Genomic DNA, 13,843 nt, shown 5'->3' with positions numbered 1-13,843 from the left:
GCCTGCCAGCAGCTCAGCCCGGATGAACAACGTATTGAGAGATCACATCTAGCCCGTGCCCCCGCGGGCTTGTCATTTGAGGGCAGGATAGTAAGATAACCGCCTTTCGGCGCAGCCCCGCCCCTGCCGGACGTTCTCCCGGGTCGTTAGCTCAGTTGGTAGAGCAGGAGACTTTTAATCTCTTGGTCGTAGGTTCTTATCTGTAGTCGTATGTGTGTGCGCATGAAGTGGCGGTAAAATAGGTTTGCTATGGGCCGTTAGCTCAGTTGGTAGAGCAGGAGACTTTTAATCTCTTGGTCGTAGGTTCGAGTCCTACACGGCCCACATTTCTAAATAAAACAAGTAGTTGCCTGATAATTGCCCCGGATGGATGCGCTTTTTCTTCGGTGCACACGCTACTCCCGTGGGTTGCGTGTCCTGATTCCCGTTCTATACTCCTGCCCTTGTGCGCGTGGTGCGTGTGAGGAAAGGGGTAATGGCGCTGAAGCATTGCGTACTTGCCCAAGAGTCTGGGGCAAATGGCAAGATCCAATGGGTCCTAACGGGGCCTCAAGGTCAGGTTTCGGCGTTTGGTTATTGGCAGGATGGGCTAAGAGACCGGTTGTGTTACGAGTCCAGACGCGCCTACTCCACCGCAGTTGCACAGTTCATTGACTATTTGTATGAAGCCCGGGCCTTCGAAGAGGTCACCACTACCTCAAAACGGGCTCGTGAGCTACTCGAGGGCTATAAGTCCCTTCTTGAACGAGGGCGACACGTCCGATCCCAATGGCTGCGGGAGATAGGAGAGAGCCTGCCTCACAAACTTCCAGTGCTTCCTAGGTCCGCGAACCTCAAGCTCACCGCAATCACCAACTTTCTCGAGGAATGTGAGGATCTTTACGAGGAGGTACTCGAGGCGCTGACAAATCAAGGTGTTTCGGTACACCGGAATCCTTACGACGCCCTCCTTGGGAGCCTGTCCAGGCTGCCGGTACGACATCCCCGTGAGATTGCGTGTATCCGCCAGAACAGCATGCTCGGCGGAGTCATTCGCAATGCAGCCCAAATGCTAAAGAAACGGCGTCGCTGGTTGGTTAAACAACGCGTGGAGCCTTGGGATGATGGTCACCATGAATTCCCCCTTGATCGGTTGGGCTTGGTTATCGAGGCTGCCCAATCCTACCGTGACAAAGCGCTGTATACACTTCTCGCCTGCGGAGGACTCCGTACGCACGAAGCACTCCAGCTCAGGATTTCAGCGCTTAACTTCGACATTCAACAAGTCGATCTGCACGACTTCATTTACGGGGTGACTCCTACGCGCGGTGAGCTTCGCCGCAAGGGTCGATCCGCACGCTATGTCTACTTCTGGCCAGGTTACGAACGCCTCTTTTTTCACTATGTCGTGCGCTATCTCGAGACAGAGCGACGGCACTTGGTGCAGGACCCACATAGCTACCTCTTCGTTAAGCTAAAAGCAGACGCAGCTCGTGGGCAGCCTCTGTTTACCGCAACGGATAAGGCTCGTGATCACTCGTTTAAGCGGGCGCAACGGCGAGCTGGGATCCCGTTGGTAAACGGTCGCGGCTATGGTCTTCACGCGCTGCGCCATTCCTATGGGGTCTATATGGTGAATCACTGCCCACGCGAAGACGGAGGAGTTGGTTTGGACTTGGCCGTAGTCCAGCGCTTAATGGGACACGCACAATTGTCGACGACGATGCACTATGCACGGCATGAGAAGCATAAGATCGACGCGGTCCTGAATGCGGGGCGCCGCCTCTACGGGCGCGCTGGGCTCGATCCGCGGACGTTTCGAGAGGCCCTCGCCGAAGGCCACATCCGCGAAGCCAAACGTCTGCTGAGTGACGCTTCTTAGATGGCGTAGGCCAGAAAGAATCGAGATGATCAATCTCAGTCGAAACATTCTCATCCTGACAGAAGAGGAGAGCCAACTCCGGGCGGCGATCCGTAATGCCGTCCTCGATGCGAAGAATCTACATGAGCAGCTGCATGGCCGCTATGTGAACTCTCCTCAGCAGAATAGGAGTTCCCAGTGCGGCTTCCTTCGGATGTTCGAACGATGTCTTAAGGACAGTGTTGGTCCCGAACATCCGTCCCGCGCACTACAAGGACTTATGGATGCGCTGCTGATGAATCCGCAGCAGCGGTCAGCAGCATCCATAACAAGTGCCCTAGGAGTCGACCCGCGCCTTGGTGTTCCGCCCACTCAGTACTCAGGTCTCTTTCGGGGATTTGCCGCAGTACTGCTTTATCTGTGGCGGCATGGGCATGTGATATTGAACCCTTATATCGCGCCGAACCTGAAAGTCGAGGAACTACATCGGTACGAACCAGAGACAGTGCGGGATTTTAGGCAGGTGGTGGAAGCGGGCAATTATTTAGACTCTGAACGTGAGAACGTGAATCAACATACCAAGCGACTGTTCTGGGCCACAGACTGGACAAAGTGGGACCGGTTCAACCTTACCGAACTGGCAGCAGTTCATGCCCATTGGCGCAAGTCCAAGCTCCTAGCGAGGAATGGGAAGAACGACTACCCGATTCCGCCGATACCTTTTCGCATCCTGCTGCATGAACTCACCGCCGGTCTCGCGGCGAAGGTCTCAATCGCAAAGGAGGATGTAGAAAACTACCCACAAACGCTGAACATGGTGCTCGCACTATCCAGAGCGCCAACGGATTCTGCTAGCCCCCGCTTTCCGGACGAATTCGCGGAAATGTACATTCCTGCTAGCAAGAGTCGGCGTGAAGACGTCCTGTTCGCTCATTTGGTCCATGCACGGGAAGCGGACCAAACGCAAGCCAGATGGCCTGGTGCCGTGTCAGTCCGCCCCGGCTGGGAAGACCTCCCAGTACGTGAATGCGGTCTGGTATGGACTGGCCTGTTCGACGGCTTTCTTGAAGACTGGCAAACGCACTACGAAAGCGACGGCAAGTATAGGAACCTGCGTGCGTTCAGCGATTATCTTTTTCTTTACCTCAATTGGTGGTGCCATAGGTATGAGGCGAGAGATCATGAGTTTCCCCAACGGCCGGGGCAAGTTCAACGCTACATACACATAAAAAAGGGGGCCATCCCGAAGACGGGTGAGCACCCTCTGACGTTCCAAGAGTTTCTCTTGAAGCGCTTTCCATCCGCGCCGATAGCCAGAGCGGGCGCAATGCACGCGGCGATGGACTTGTTCGACTGGGTAATCGAGGAGCACAAGGGCACCGCGTTGCAGGCAGATTTGTTTGAAGAAGGATTCCAGAATCCCATTCGCGCTAAGGATTTTCATTACAAAGGCGCTAATAGGCGCCGTCATGCGCGGATCAGGCTGGGGAAGCGACACGCGGAGCTGCTCTGTGACTACCTGCTTGGGATTGAGGCTTTCTTCACCAAGCTGGAGTGTGATTTCTTGGGAGGCGACTCGCATTCCTTGCCTCTCCGACCGATTCCAACAACGCTCGAAGCCGAGGCATACGGCTATATACCGGTCGTGTTCCGCCACGGCAGGGTGCTCCCGATCGAAGATGTGCCGGCAGCCTACAACCTTCATACGGCTGACTTCGTCGTTAACTTCCAGATCGATGCCCGGTGGCCAAATCTCAGCAGTCTAAGACTCTTGTGTCTTATGATGGAGACGGGTCTGCGAGGGGCCCACATACGCTGGCTCGGACGAGAGTCGCTCTCATATCAGGATGAGAAGCGCCCAACCCTATGTAAACGCATCTATGTGAACACCGATAAAGCGGGGTCGGGGTTCCCCTTGCCTGTCTCGGATGAGGCTTACTCCATCTTGGGACGCCAGCTCGCGGTCGTCACCCGCATTCTTGCTGGGGGCACCCCTGAACCCGTTCTCTATATGGGGCGGAAGCATAGCCGTTTCGACCCTGTTGATACGCTGTTTTATGCGTCCTCTTCGACCCGGCGAAACTTTGGGGTCTTGCCAGATAGCAGCTACAGGAAACTCTTCCGTGTGATACTTGCCTTGTTCGGCGAATGGCTCAGAGAACAGACGGGGGAGGAGGTAGAGCTCGTTACGCCCAGGGACGGTGAGGATATGAGCGAGATCCTCGCGGGTTCGCGTAGGTACGCGACAGAACAGACCGAATCGATATATACACCGCACTCCATACGCTCGACTGTGATCAGCGAGCGTATGAGTGTATTGCCCATCCGGCTGGTCGGTCTTCTGGCAGGGCACCGCAACGAAGAGACTACTGCCTACTATCACCAAGTCGATGAAGAAGAGCTGCATCGGCTTCTAAACCAATTGCCGATGGAGCCTGTGGCGCGTTTTGGGTTCAGCCGAGATGACCCCGCGTATATTCAGTCGGCGCTCCCGAATTCTGCGCTCCGCCGTGCCCTTGACAAAGACCGCAAAGACGCAGAGATGGTCTTCGGCTTCACGACGGTTACTTTTGGTGACGACGAAAGTAGACCGAAGAACGACGGTCTCACGGCCCTGCGGATAGCGAGCGATGCATCCATTGCGTATTTCGACACGCACTTGTGCCCGCTTGCTGGTCATTGTCCCAAGGACGTGGTAGACGAGTTGAAAGAGCCGCATCGCTGCGGCCTCTGCCGTTACGCAGTGAAATCGGTAGATCAGCTTCCTGCCATCAGGGCGAAGATTCGGTCCCTGGAATCCCGGGCCCGCGCGGCTAGCAAGCGTGCGGAGCAGATCTTCCGTGGCGGTTCGCATGATGAAGCGCAGCGTTTTTTCGATGCGGCCGATATGGACGCGACCGAGGCCCTCGGCTGGCACCTTGCGGAAACGGTACTCGAGCAAAAGCTCCTTAAGCTGCGCAGCGGATCGATTCGGGTCAGCGAGTATCACGTGGATCAGCCCGAAATGCTGAAGCGTCACCTAGTCAGGGCCACGCTTCCAAAGTCGGAGTCTGCTCGGATTCTTCAGCGCATCAGCGAATGCAACGCGTATCCATCGATGCAGGATGAAGAGGTGCGTCAAATTGCCGCGCGGCTGAAGCGGATTATGCTTGGCGCAGAGGAGCCGGTTTTCGAGGGAGAAGCGGATCCGGTCGCCGAGCTGTGCTCCCACCTGGCAACGCGTATGGACGCTCAGGGGATCTCGACTACGGAGCTTATCCGGCAGCTCGATCAGCATAGGGAATCGCTTACGGCGCGATCCTTCGCGGGGCCGGATGCCTTCAAGCAGCTCGTGCGCAAAGACGAGGAATGACAGCAAATGCCCGGTAAGGCGGCCAATCCGAATTACGATAGGGTTCGTAACCAGACAGTACAGGCGGTCGAAGAGACGCTCCGAAAGATTCAGTCGAGTGGCCGTAGCTACAACACGCTCGCGGAGCTTCTGAGGAGTGTGTCGGTATTCTCCGGCGTATCCCGATCGACGTTACGCCCCTATCGTAATGCGGAAGCATATCACCGCGTCGTCAAGTTTTTCGGATCACAGGCAATCGATCCAACACAGGTGCCGGACGACGTCGCGGACGAGTTCATACTCCGTACCAAGCTCGCGTTGCTTAGAGCGGAAAACGCTGAGTTGAAGCGTAATCTCCGAGGGAGGGAGCGCGAGTCGAAGGCGCTGGCACCCATCGGAGCAGGGGAGTCAATGATCATGGAGCTTTACCATGTTCTTGTACAGATCATGCTGCGATCTCACGGTTCCGTTCGAGTAAACGAGAGAAGAGCCTGGATTGAGGATAGATTCCCGGAGCGTGGCCGCGATCCGATCGTCGCTTCTGGGGAGGCCATTGGGCGATTCGCGAGATGGCTGCGTAGCCACCCAACGTGGGGTTCTCGCCAGGACTTATTCAGTAATGACTGAACAGAAGGGCGCGGATGAGATCAAGGCGGTATTCAAGATCGAAGAAAACAAACGTGAACCTGTGCCTGTGAACGCGGACGGCGCGCCAAACATGTCGGCAGTGTTGCGAGCGTGCGGTTTAAGAAAAGAAAGGTTGCGACTAACCCCCAGCTTGTGCAGAGGCACCGAGGCCAGTGAAGGGAAAGGAGGCCTTCGTCACTTGAAAATGATGGAAGCTAGTGTGCCCCACCTTAAATACTGAGTAGGCCGGGGGGGGCAAAGCGCATTTTTCCCACGGGCCATTTTCTCAGAGCCCGCCCCTTGAGTGAGCTTGCCCACCAAAGCTTCGGCGCGTTTGTGCTCGAAGCGGGATCGCTGTGCGCTCAGAACACGCAGCCATCACCCAATACCGGATCCCTAGTGGCGCGCCATGGCCGCTATGGTGGGGGTGGCGCGAGCCCTGAGCGTCTCCTTGCCAAGGCCAAGCGTATCCCGCCGTGCCGATCGCAAGGGCTGGTGAGGGGTTATTGCGCCTTCGGGGTCCACGGGATCTGTCGGTGAGGCCTTTCTCCCGGGAGCCTGCGCTGGCGCACGTGCGCACCATCATCGAGGTCGGGGGTATTTTCTCGAGACTTGCACCCTTTACGGGTATTGTGGTGCAAGCTCTTGGGGACCGTTTTTCGGGCTATAATCCGCCTAAACGGCGCGATCCCGGGGTGGAAAAATCCGTCGCGGGGTGTACCAAGGTGACTTAGGGAAATGGTGCATATGCCGCTGCCCGACGCCCAATTTCCCCGCCCCAGGCCACAACGGCTCTTTCACCCGCGCGAGGAGCCCCTGGCCGCCTTCCCGATCCAGTCGGTGCGCATCGACTGGGCACGGCTGATCGCCAAACGCCCCACCGTGCTCGAGACCATCGATGCCATGCCGGTCTACCTGTTAAAGCCCGAGGTCCTGGGCCTGCTCGATGCCGAGAAACACCCCACCTACCGCCTGATCCTCGATCTGATGTGGACCACCGGGGCACGCATCTCGGAGGTGCTCGCGCTCACGCCCGCAAGCTTTATCCACGACGGCTACGATTTCGGGGTGATCCTAAAGACGTTGAAGCAGCGCCCGGGGCGCCCCAGCAGGGCCGCGCTGCAACGCTCGCCCCGGCGCTACGTGCCGATCGTCGATCGCCTGCTCCAGGACCGCGTCCAGAGTTATCTGTACGCGGGGCGGTTCAGAAAGTGCCAGCGGCTCTTCCCGATGACCCGCCAGACGGTCAATCGGCATATCGGGGCCCTGGTCGAGCGGGTCGGGGGGGCGCCGTTTTCGATCAGCAGCCACACCTTTCGCCACTCCTTTGCCATCCACCTGCTGCTGCACGGGCGGCCGCTCAAGTACGTCAGCCAGCTGCTCGGGCACAAGTCCATCGACAGCACCGAGATCTATACCAATGTGCTCACCATCGACGGCGGGCATTTCCTGGAAGGGGTGGATTTCCACTAGATAAAGTGCGCGACGGGTCGGCGGGGGGCCTTGCGCCTCGGGTCGGGCATGCGGCGATGGCAGAGGGGAGCGACGCGGCGGTTTTGCGGATCGTCGCACCCGCGCCCATGGGGTGAGTACGTGGGGCTGCAATCGGGTGCGACGCTTCGGTATAGTGAGGGCGCGTTGAGGACACATGTGTCCTATCTCAACGGACTGATTATTAGAATAATTTTGCTGAAACGGCAGGTGTGGAGGCTCGGGGGCCTTCCTCGGGCGGGCCTCCAGGCTTGCAAAGGGGGGCGCCCAGGGGGCGGGTTTGCCCTGCCGTGACGCCGGGGACAATCTGATGGCCAGGAAAGAGAAATCCAATAACGGCGCCAATCTCGGCTACGAGGCCGAACTGTTCAAGGCCGCGGACAAGCTTCGCGGCAACATGGAGCCCTCCGACTACAAGCACGTCGCCCTGGGCCTGATCTTCCTCAAATACATCTCCGATTCCTTCGAGGCCAGGCACGCCGCGCTACTGGCCGAAGATGCCGCGGCCGCCGAGGACAAGGACGAGTACCTGGCGGACAACGTTTTCTGGGTGCCCAAAGAGGCCCGCTGGTCGCATCTTAAGGCCAACGCCAAGCGCCCCGAGATCGGCACCCTGATCGACGACGCCATGCGCGCCATCGAGAAGGACAATGAATCCCTCAAGGGCGTGTTGCCCAAGGACTACGCCCGCCCGGCGCTGAACAAGGTGATGTTGGGCGAGCTGATCGACCTGATCTCCGGTATTGCCCTGGGCGAGGAGGGTGACAAATCCAGGGACGTGCTCGGGCGTGTCTACGAATACTTCCTCGGCCAGTTTGCAGGCAGCGAGGGCAAGCGCGGCGGTGAGTTCTACACCCCGCGCTCGGTGGTGCGGGTGCTGGTGGAGATGCTCGAGCCCTACCAGGGCCGTGTCTATGACCCCTGCTGCGGCTCCGGCGGGATGTTCGTGCAGTCGGAAAAATTCGTGCTGGAGCACGGTGGGCGCATCGGCGATATCGCCATCTACGGCCAGGAGAGCAACTACACCACCTGGCGCCTGGCCAAGATGAACCTGGCCGTGCGCGGTATCGACGCCGACATCCGCTGGAACAACGAAGGCAGCTTCCACAAAGACGAACTGCGCGATCTGCGCTTTGACTACATCCTCGCCAACCCCCCCTTCAACATCTCCGACTGGGGCGGCGACCGCCTGCGCGAAGATCCACGCTGGCAGTTCGGCGCACCTCCGGTGGGCAACGCCAACTACGCCTGGCTACAGCACATCTACTGGCACCTCGCCCCCTTCGGAAACGCCGGCGTGGTGCTGGCCAACGGCTCCATGAGCTCCAACCAGAGCGGCGAGGGCGAGATTCGCAAGGCGATGATCGAGGCCGACGCCGTGGACTGCATGGTGGCCCTGCCGGGACAGTTGTTCTATTCCACCCAGATCCCGGCTTGTCTGTGGTTTCTGGCCCGCGACAAGTCCAACGGCAAGCGCGGCAAGGAGACCCTGCGCGACCGGCGAGGGGAGGTGCTATTCATCGATGCCCGCAACCTGGGTACCTTGGTGGACCGTACCCGTCGTGAGTTTAGCAATGAGGATATCCAGAAGATCGCGGATACCTACCACGCCTGGCGGGGTGAGAAGGGGGCAGGGAAGTACACGGATACCCCGGGTTTTTGCAAGGCGGCCACGTTGGATGAGATCCGCAAGCATGGCCATGTGCTCACTCCCGGTCGCTATGTCGGCGCGGCAGTCGCCGATGACGACGGAGAACCCTTCGAGGAGAAGATGCGGCGACTCAGCGCTCAGTGGCGCGGGCATCAGAAGGAGGCGGTACGACTGGATGCGGCGATTGAGGCTAACCTGAGGGAGCTTGGGTATGGGGAGTGAGTTCCGCGAGACGCCTTACGGGGCATTTGCCGCTGATTTTGTAGTGGATCAACTCGCCAACCTTTGTGATTCGGTTGCGGGAATCCAGACCGGCCCATTCGGAAGCCAGTTGCATCAAAAGGACTACGTTCCGAAAGGTACACCGATTATCACTGTCGAACATCTTGGCGAGAATCGGATCCTGCATAGCGAACTGCCTATGGTTTCCGACGCTGACCGAGACCGGCTATCGCGCTACCTACTTCGGGAGGGGGACATTGTCTTCAGTCGTGTGGGCTCTGTTGATCGCCGCGCCTTGGTGCGAGGTGAAGAGAATGGCTGGATGTTCTCTGGCCGATGCTTACGAGTACGCCCAGACCCTGCAAAGATCGATTCTTCCTACCTCTCCTACTTCTTCGGGCTTCCCGCATTCAGAGACCATATCCGCGCGATAGCGGTCGGCGCGACGATGCCTTCGCTTAATACTTCGCTCCTTAGTAGCGTGATTGTCCCGCACCCCCCGGACATAGATGAACAACGCGCCATCGCCCACATCCTCGGCACGCTGGACGACAAGATCGAACTCAACCGCCGCCGCAATCAGACCCTGGAGGCCATGGTCCGCGCCCTGTTTAAGGACTGGTTCGTCGACATCGGCCCCGTCCGCGCCAAGATGGAAGGCCGCAAACCCTACCTGCCCGCCGACCTCTGGCAGCTCTTCCCCGAACGGCTCGACGAGGCGGGGAAGCCGGAAGGATGGGAGTTCCTGTCATTTGGAAGATTGATCGAAGGAACCATCGGCGGTGATTGGGGAAAAGAACAACCCGAAGATGGCCATGACCAGGCAATTTGCATTATCAGAGGAACTGATATTCCGGACTTGGCTTCGGGGTCCACTGGCAAAGTACCTACACGCTTCACAACAAAGAAGAAACTTATATCTCGAATGCTTCAGGATGGGGATATAGTTGTCGAAGTATCTGGTGGAAGCTCAACACAACCGACCGGCAGATCGTTACGAGTATCGAACTCGATGCTCGACCGATTTCCGCACCCGGTCGTATGCGCCAGCTTCTGTCGCAGGTTTCGGCCCAAAAGCGCCAGCCTTGGTATTCTAGCTGCGTGCCATATGACCAACTTGTATCGCGAAGGTGGCACTTGGGAGTACCAGAATCAGAGCACCGGAATCTCCAATTTTCAGACGGCCCATTTTTTGGAAGCTGAGAGCGTGTTGGTTCCCGGCGAAGATGTATTGAATGCCTTCGTAGCATTTGTCGAACCCATAATGGGAAAGGTGGCAAATAATGAGAATATTGACTTAGCCAAAGTCCGAGACACCCTGCTACCCAAATTGATCTCCGGCGAGCTACGCATTAGGGATGCCGAGAAACTCCTTAAGCGCGCAGACATGAACGTCAAGGAAGTTGTCTGATGGCCTTCCTTTCTGAGGCCCAACTTGAAGCTGCGCTGCTGGATCAGCTCGCCGAACTGGGCTACGCCTGCACCTCCGACGAGATCATCGGGCCTGATGGAAAGCAGCCAGAACGCGAGGCCTACGATGAGGTGGTGTTGAAGGCGCGGCTGGAAGCCGCCCTGGCTCGACTGAACCCAACGCTTCCACCCGATGCCCTTGCAGATGTAGCGCGCCGACTGACCCAATCCGAACTGCCCAACCTATTGGAAGAGAACCGCCGAGTTCACGTGCTGCTGACCGATGGGGCGGATGTCGAGTATTACGCCGAGGACGGGGTGCTCACCGCCGGCAAGGTCCAATTGGTCGACTTCGATCAGCCAGAGCGCAATGACTGGCTGGCAGTGCAACAGTTCACTGTGGTGGCCGGACATTACAAGCGCCGCCCGGACGTGGTGGTGTTCGTCAACGGTCTGCCTCTGGCGGTCATCGAGTTGAAAGCGCCTGGTGGAGAGACCGCAACACTGACCGGCGCCTTCAACCAGCTTCAGACTTACAAGCAACAGATTCCGGCTCTGTTTCGCAGCAATGCGCTCTTGTTGACTTCTGATGGGCTGTCTGCACGTGTGGGCTCCCTTTCCGCCGATCTTGAGCGCTTCATGCCTTGGCGAACCACGGACGGCAAGCGTATCGAGCCAAAGGGCACGCCGGAGTTGGGTACGTTGGTCGAGGGGGTATTTGAGAAGGGGCGCTTTCTGGAACTTCTGCGTCACTTCACGGTGTTCAGCGAGCGGCCTGACGGGCTCATCAAGATCATCGCCGGCTATCACCAGTTCCACGCGGTGAGAAAAGCGGTCATCTCCACGCTTCGGGCCAGCGTCCAGGGGGCAGCCGAGCTACCCGCCGAATATGACTTGGGCAGCCAGCCTTTGGGGGACCGCAAGGCGGGCGTGATCTGGCATACCCAGGGTTCAGGCAAGAGCCTGTTGATGGCCTTCTATGCGGGCATGCTGGTCTTCGAGCCCCGCATGGAGAATCCGACCCTTGTGGTGCTCACTGACCGCAATGATTTGGACGATCAGTTGTTTACTACCTTTTCGGCTTGCCGCGACCTGATCCGCCAGACGCCGGTGCAGGCCGAGGGCCGCGAGCACCTGCGGGAGCTGCTCAACCGAGCTTCTGGCGGTGTGATCTTCACGACCTTGCAGAAGTTCGGAGAGGTCGACGAACCACTGACCACCCGCGCCAATGTGGTGGTGATCGCGGATGAGGCCCACCGCAGCCAATACGGCTTTCGTGCCAAGGTGGATGCCAAGACGGGTGAAGTCTCCTACGGTTTCGCCAAGTATCTACGTGACGCACTACCCAACGCCTCCTTTATCGGATTTACTGGCACCCCCATCGAGGCCACGGACGTCAACACCCCGGCGGTTTTCGGTCATTACATCGACATCTACGACATCAGCCGGGCGGTGGAAGACGGCGCCACCGTGCCCATCTACTACGAATCCCGACTGGCTCGGATCGAACTGGATGAGGACGAGAAGCCGAACATCGACGCAGAAATCGAAGCCCTGCTGGAAGATGAGGACGAGCCCAGCGCCGAGCGCGCCAAGCAGAAATGGTCGACGGTCGAGGCCTTGGTAGGCAGCAAGAAGCGCTTGGCCTTGGTTGCCGCCGACCTAGTTCAGCATTTCGAGGATCGTGTGGCAGCGTTGGATGGCAAGGCTATGGTTGTGTGCATGAGCCGACGTATCTGCGTGGCCTTGTACGTTGAGATCATCAGACTGCGCCCAGACTGGCATAGCGACGATGACAATGCGGGTAGCGTCAAGATCGTGATGACAGGGTCAGCCAGCGACCCGGCAGAGTGGCAGCCGCACATCGGCAACAAAGCGCGACGCGATCTCCTGGCGAAGCGTGCCAAAGATCCTGGGGACCCGCTCAGGCTCGTGATCGTGCGGGACATGTGGTTGACCGGCTTCGATGCACCCTCCATGCACACCATGTATATCGATAAGCCAATGCGGGGTCATGGACTCATGCAGGCGATCGCTCGCGTGAACCGTGTATTCCGAGACAAACCGGCCGGTCTGGTAGTCGATTACATCGGTATCGCCCAGAATCTCAAGTCTGCACTGGCACAGTATTCCAAGCCCGACCAGGACAAGACCGGGATCGATGAAGCCGAGGCAGTGGCCGTTCTTCTGGAGAAGTACGATATCGTGCGCGCCATGTTCCACGGGTATGACTATCTGTCAGCACTGGGCGGAACGCCACAACATCGTCTTGCCACGATGGCAGGTGCTATTGAGTGGATTCTGACCAAGCAGCAGGAGTGGGCGGCCGCAGAGGCCACACCAGAGGGCAAGAAACGGGCACACCGTCGCTTTGCAGATGCGGTGCTCGCGTTGTCTCGTGCGTTTGCGCTGGCCTCCAGCTCCGATGAGGCCCGCGCCATTCGTGACGAAGTTGGATTCTTCCAGGCTGTGCGCGCCGCGCTCGTGAAATCGTCTGCCGCCGCTGGGGCATCGCGCCAGGATCGGGAACTGGCCGTGCAACAGATCATCAGCCGGGCCGTGGTTTCCACCGAGATCGTGGACATCCTGGGAGCTGCCGGGATTCAGACGCCGGATATCTCCATCCTGTCCGATGAGTTCCTGGTCGAAGTGCAGGAGATGGAGAAGAAGAATCTGGCCTTGGAGGCCCTGCGCAAGCTGCTCAATGACAGTATCCGCTCACGGAGCCGCAGTAACGTGGTGGAGACCCGCGCTTTCACGGACCGCCTGGAAGATGCTATAGCACGCTACCATGCCAACGCCGTTACTACCGCAGAAGTTATCCAGGAACTGATCCAACTTGCCCAGGACATCAAGGCCGCGCGGCATAGAGGCGAAGAGCAGGGGCTGTCGGAAGAGGAAGTCGCCTTCTACGATGCCCTGGCGGAGAACCAATCCGCAGTCGAAGTCATGGGCGACGAACAACTGCGTGTCATCGCCCACGAGCTTCTGATGAGCTTACGGGAGAATGTATCAGTGGATTGGGCACATCGTGAGTCCGCTCGCGCACGCCTGCGTGTGCTGGTTAAGCGGATCTTGCGCAAATACGGGTATCCACCTGATCTTCAGGAGGCGGCTGTTCAGACGGTTTTGCAGCAGGCGGAGGTCCTGTCGGCAGATTGGGCGGTAGGCTAAGGCCAGGTTCTCAAATGGGCAGGAAGAAGAAGCGTAGCAAGCGTATAAAGGGGCTCTTCCTTACGAGCACCAAGCACTCGGCTCGTTGGTCGGCAGC

The 13,843-nt window shown here is 58.4% G+C and carries 7 protein-coding genes and 1 tRNA gene; all 8 read left to right on the top strand.

Going from position 1 to position 13,843, the window contains the following annotated elements:
• Positions 1-251 precede the first annotated feature (251 nt).
• The 8 genes from B1C78_RS09005 to B1C78_RS08970 all read left to right on the top strand — a co-directional run bounded on the left by B1C78_RS09005 (position 252) and on the right by B1C78_RS08970 (position 13,746).
• Positions 252-324: transfer RNA gene (locus B1C78_RS09005), tRNA-Lys, on the top strand.
• Positions 325-475: 151 nt separating this feature from the next.
• Entirely contained in the window at positions 476-1,861 is a 1,386-nt protein-coding gene (locus B1C78_RS09000) for a tyrosine-type recombinase/integrase (RefSeq protein WP_077278827.1), read from the top strand.
• Between the two features lie 25 nt (positions 1,862-1,886).
• On the top strand, positions 1,887-5,192 hold the full coding sequence (locus B1C78_RS08995) for a hypothetical protein (RefSeq protein ID WP_139349868.1): 3,306 nt from the start codon (positions 1,887-1,889) through the stop codon (positions 5,190-5,192).
• A gap of 598 nt (positions 5,193-5,790) precedes the next feature.
• Entirely contained in the window at positions 5,791-6,039 is a 249-nt protein-coding gene (locus B1C78_RS17395) for a hypothetical protein (RefSeq protein ID WP_139349867.1), read from the top strand.
• A gap of 506 nt (positions 6,040-6,545) precedes the next feature.
• Positions 6,546-7,271, top strand: a complete 726-nt coding sequence (locus tag B1C78_RS08985; RefSeq protein ID WP_217698022.1) for a tyrosine-type recombinase/integrase — start codon at positions 6,546-6,548, stop codon at positions 7,269-7,271.
• Between the two features lie 328 nt (positions 7,272-7,599).
• Positions 7,600-9,162: a class I SAM-dependent DNA methyltransferase gene (locus tag B1C78_RS08980; RefSeq protein WP_077278833.1), complete on the top strand. Its 1,563-nt coding sequence runs from the start codon at positions 7,600-7,602 to the stop codon at positions 9,160-9,162.
• A complete protein-coding gene (locus B1C78_RS08975; RefSeq protein WP_077278823.1) occupies positions 9,152-10,573 on the top strand; it encodes a restriction endonuclease subunit S in 1,422 nt (473 codons plus the stop codon). Before B1C78_RS08980 ends, B1C78_RS08975 begins: the two co-directional genes overlap by 11 nt.
• Complete coding sequence (locus B1C78_RS08970) at positions 10,573-13,746, top strand: type I restriction endonuclease subunit R (RefSeq protein WP_077278822.1); 3,174 nt, start codon at positions 10,573-10,575, stop codon at positions 13,744-13,746. Before B1C78_RS08975 ends, B1C78_RS08970 begins: the two co-directional genes overlap by 1 nt.
• Positions 13,747-13,843 lie beyond the last annotated feature (97 nt).

Origin of the sequence: Thioalkalivibrio denitrificans (genome assembly GCF_002000365.1) — a bacterium.
Taxonomy (GTDB): Bacteria; Pseudomonadota; Gammaproteobacteria; order Ectothiorhodospirales; family Ectothiorhodospiraceae; genus Thioalkalivibrio_A; species Thioalkalivibrio_A denitrificans.
The sequence above is the reverse complement of the archived record's forward strand: the minus strand, read 5'-3'. Positions and strand labels throughout refer to the sequence as shown.

Excerpts from the sequence above, each read along its gene's own strand:
- B1C78_RS09000 (WP_077278827.1), top strand. The coding sequence starts at position 476 with ATGGCGCTGAAGCATTGCGTACTTGCCCAAGAGTCTGGGGCAAATGGC.
- B1C78_RS08995 (WP_139349868.1), top strand. The coding sequence starts at position 1,887 with ATGATCAATCTCAGTCGAAACATTCTCATCCTGACAGAAGAGGAGAGC.
- B1C78_RS17395 (WP_139349867.1), top strand. The coding sequence starts at position 5,791 with ATGACTGAACAGAAGGGCGCGGATGAGATCAAGGCGGTATTCAAGATC.
- B1C78_RS08985 (WP_217698022.1), top strand. The coding sequence starts at position 6,546 with ATGCCGCTGCCCGACGCCCAATTTCCCCGCCCCAGGCCACAACGGCTC.
- B1C78_RS08980 (WP_077278833.1), top strand. The coding sequence starts at position 7,600 with ATGGCCAGGAAAGAGAAATCCAATAACGGCGCCAATCTCGGCTACGAG.
- B1C78_RS08975 (WP_077278823.1), top strand. The coding sequence starts at position 9,152 with ATGGGGAGTGAGTTCCGCGAGACGCCTTACGGGGCATTTGCCGCTGAT.
- B1C78_RS08970 (WP_077278822.1), top strand. The coding sequence starts at position 10,573 with ATGGCCTTCCTTTCTGAGGCCCAACTTGAAGCTGCGCTGCTGGATCAG.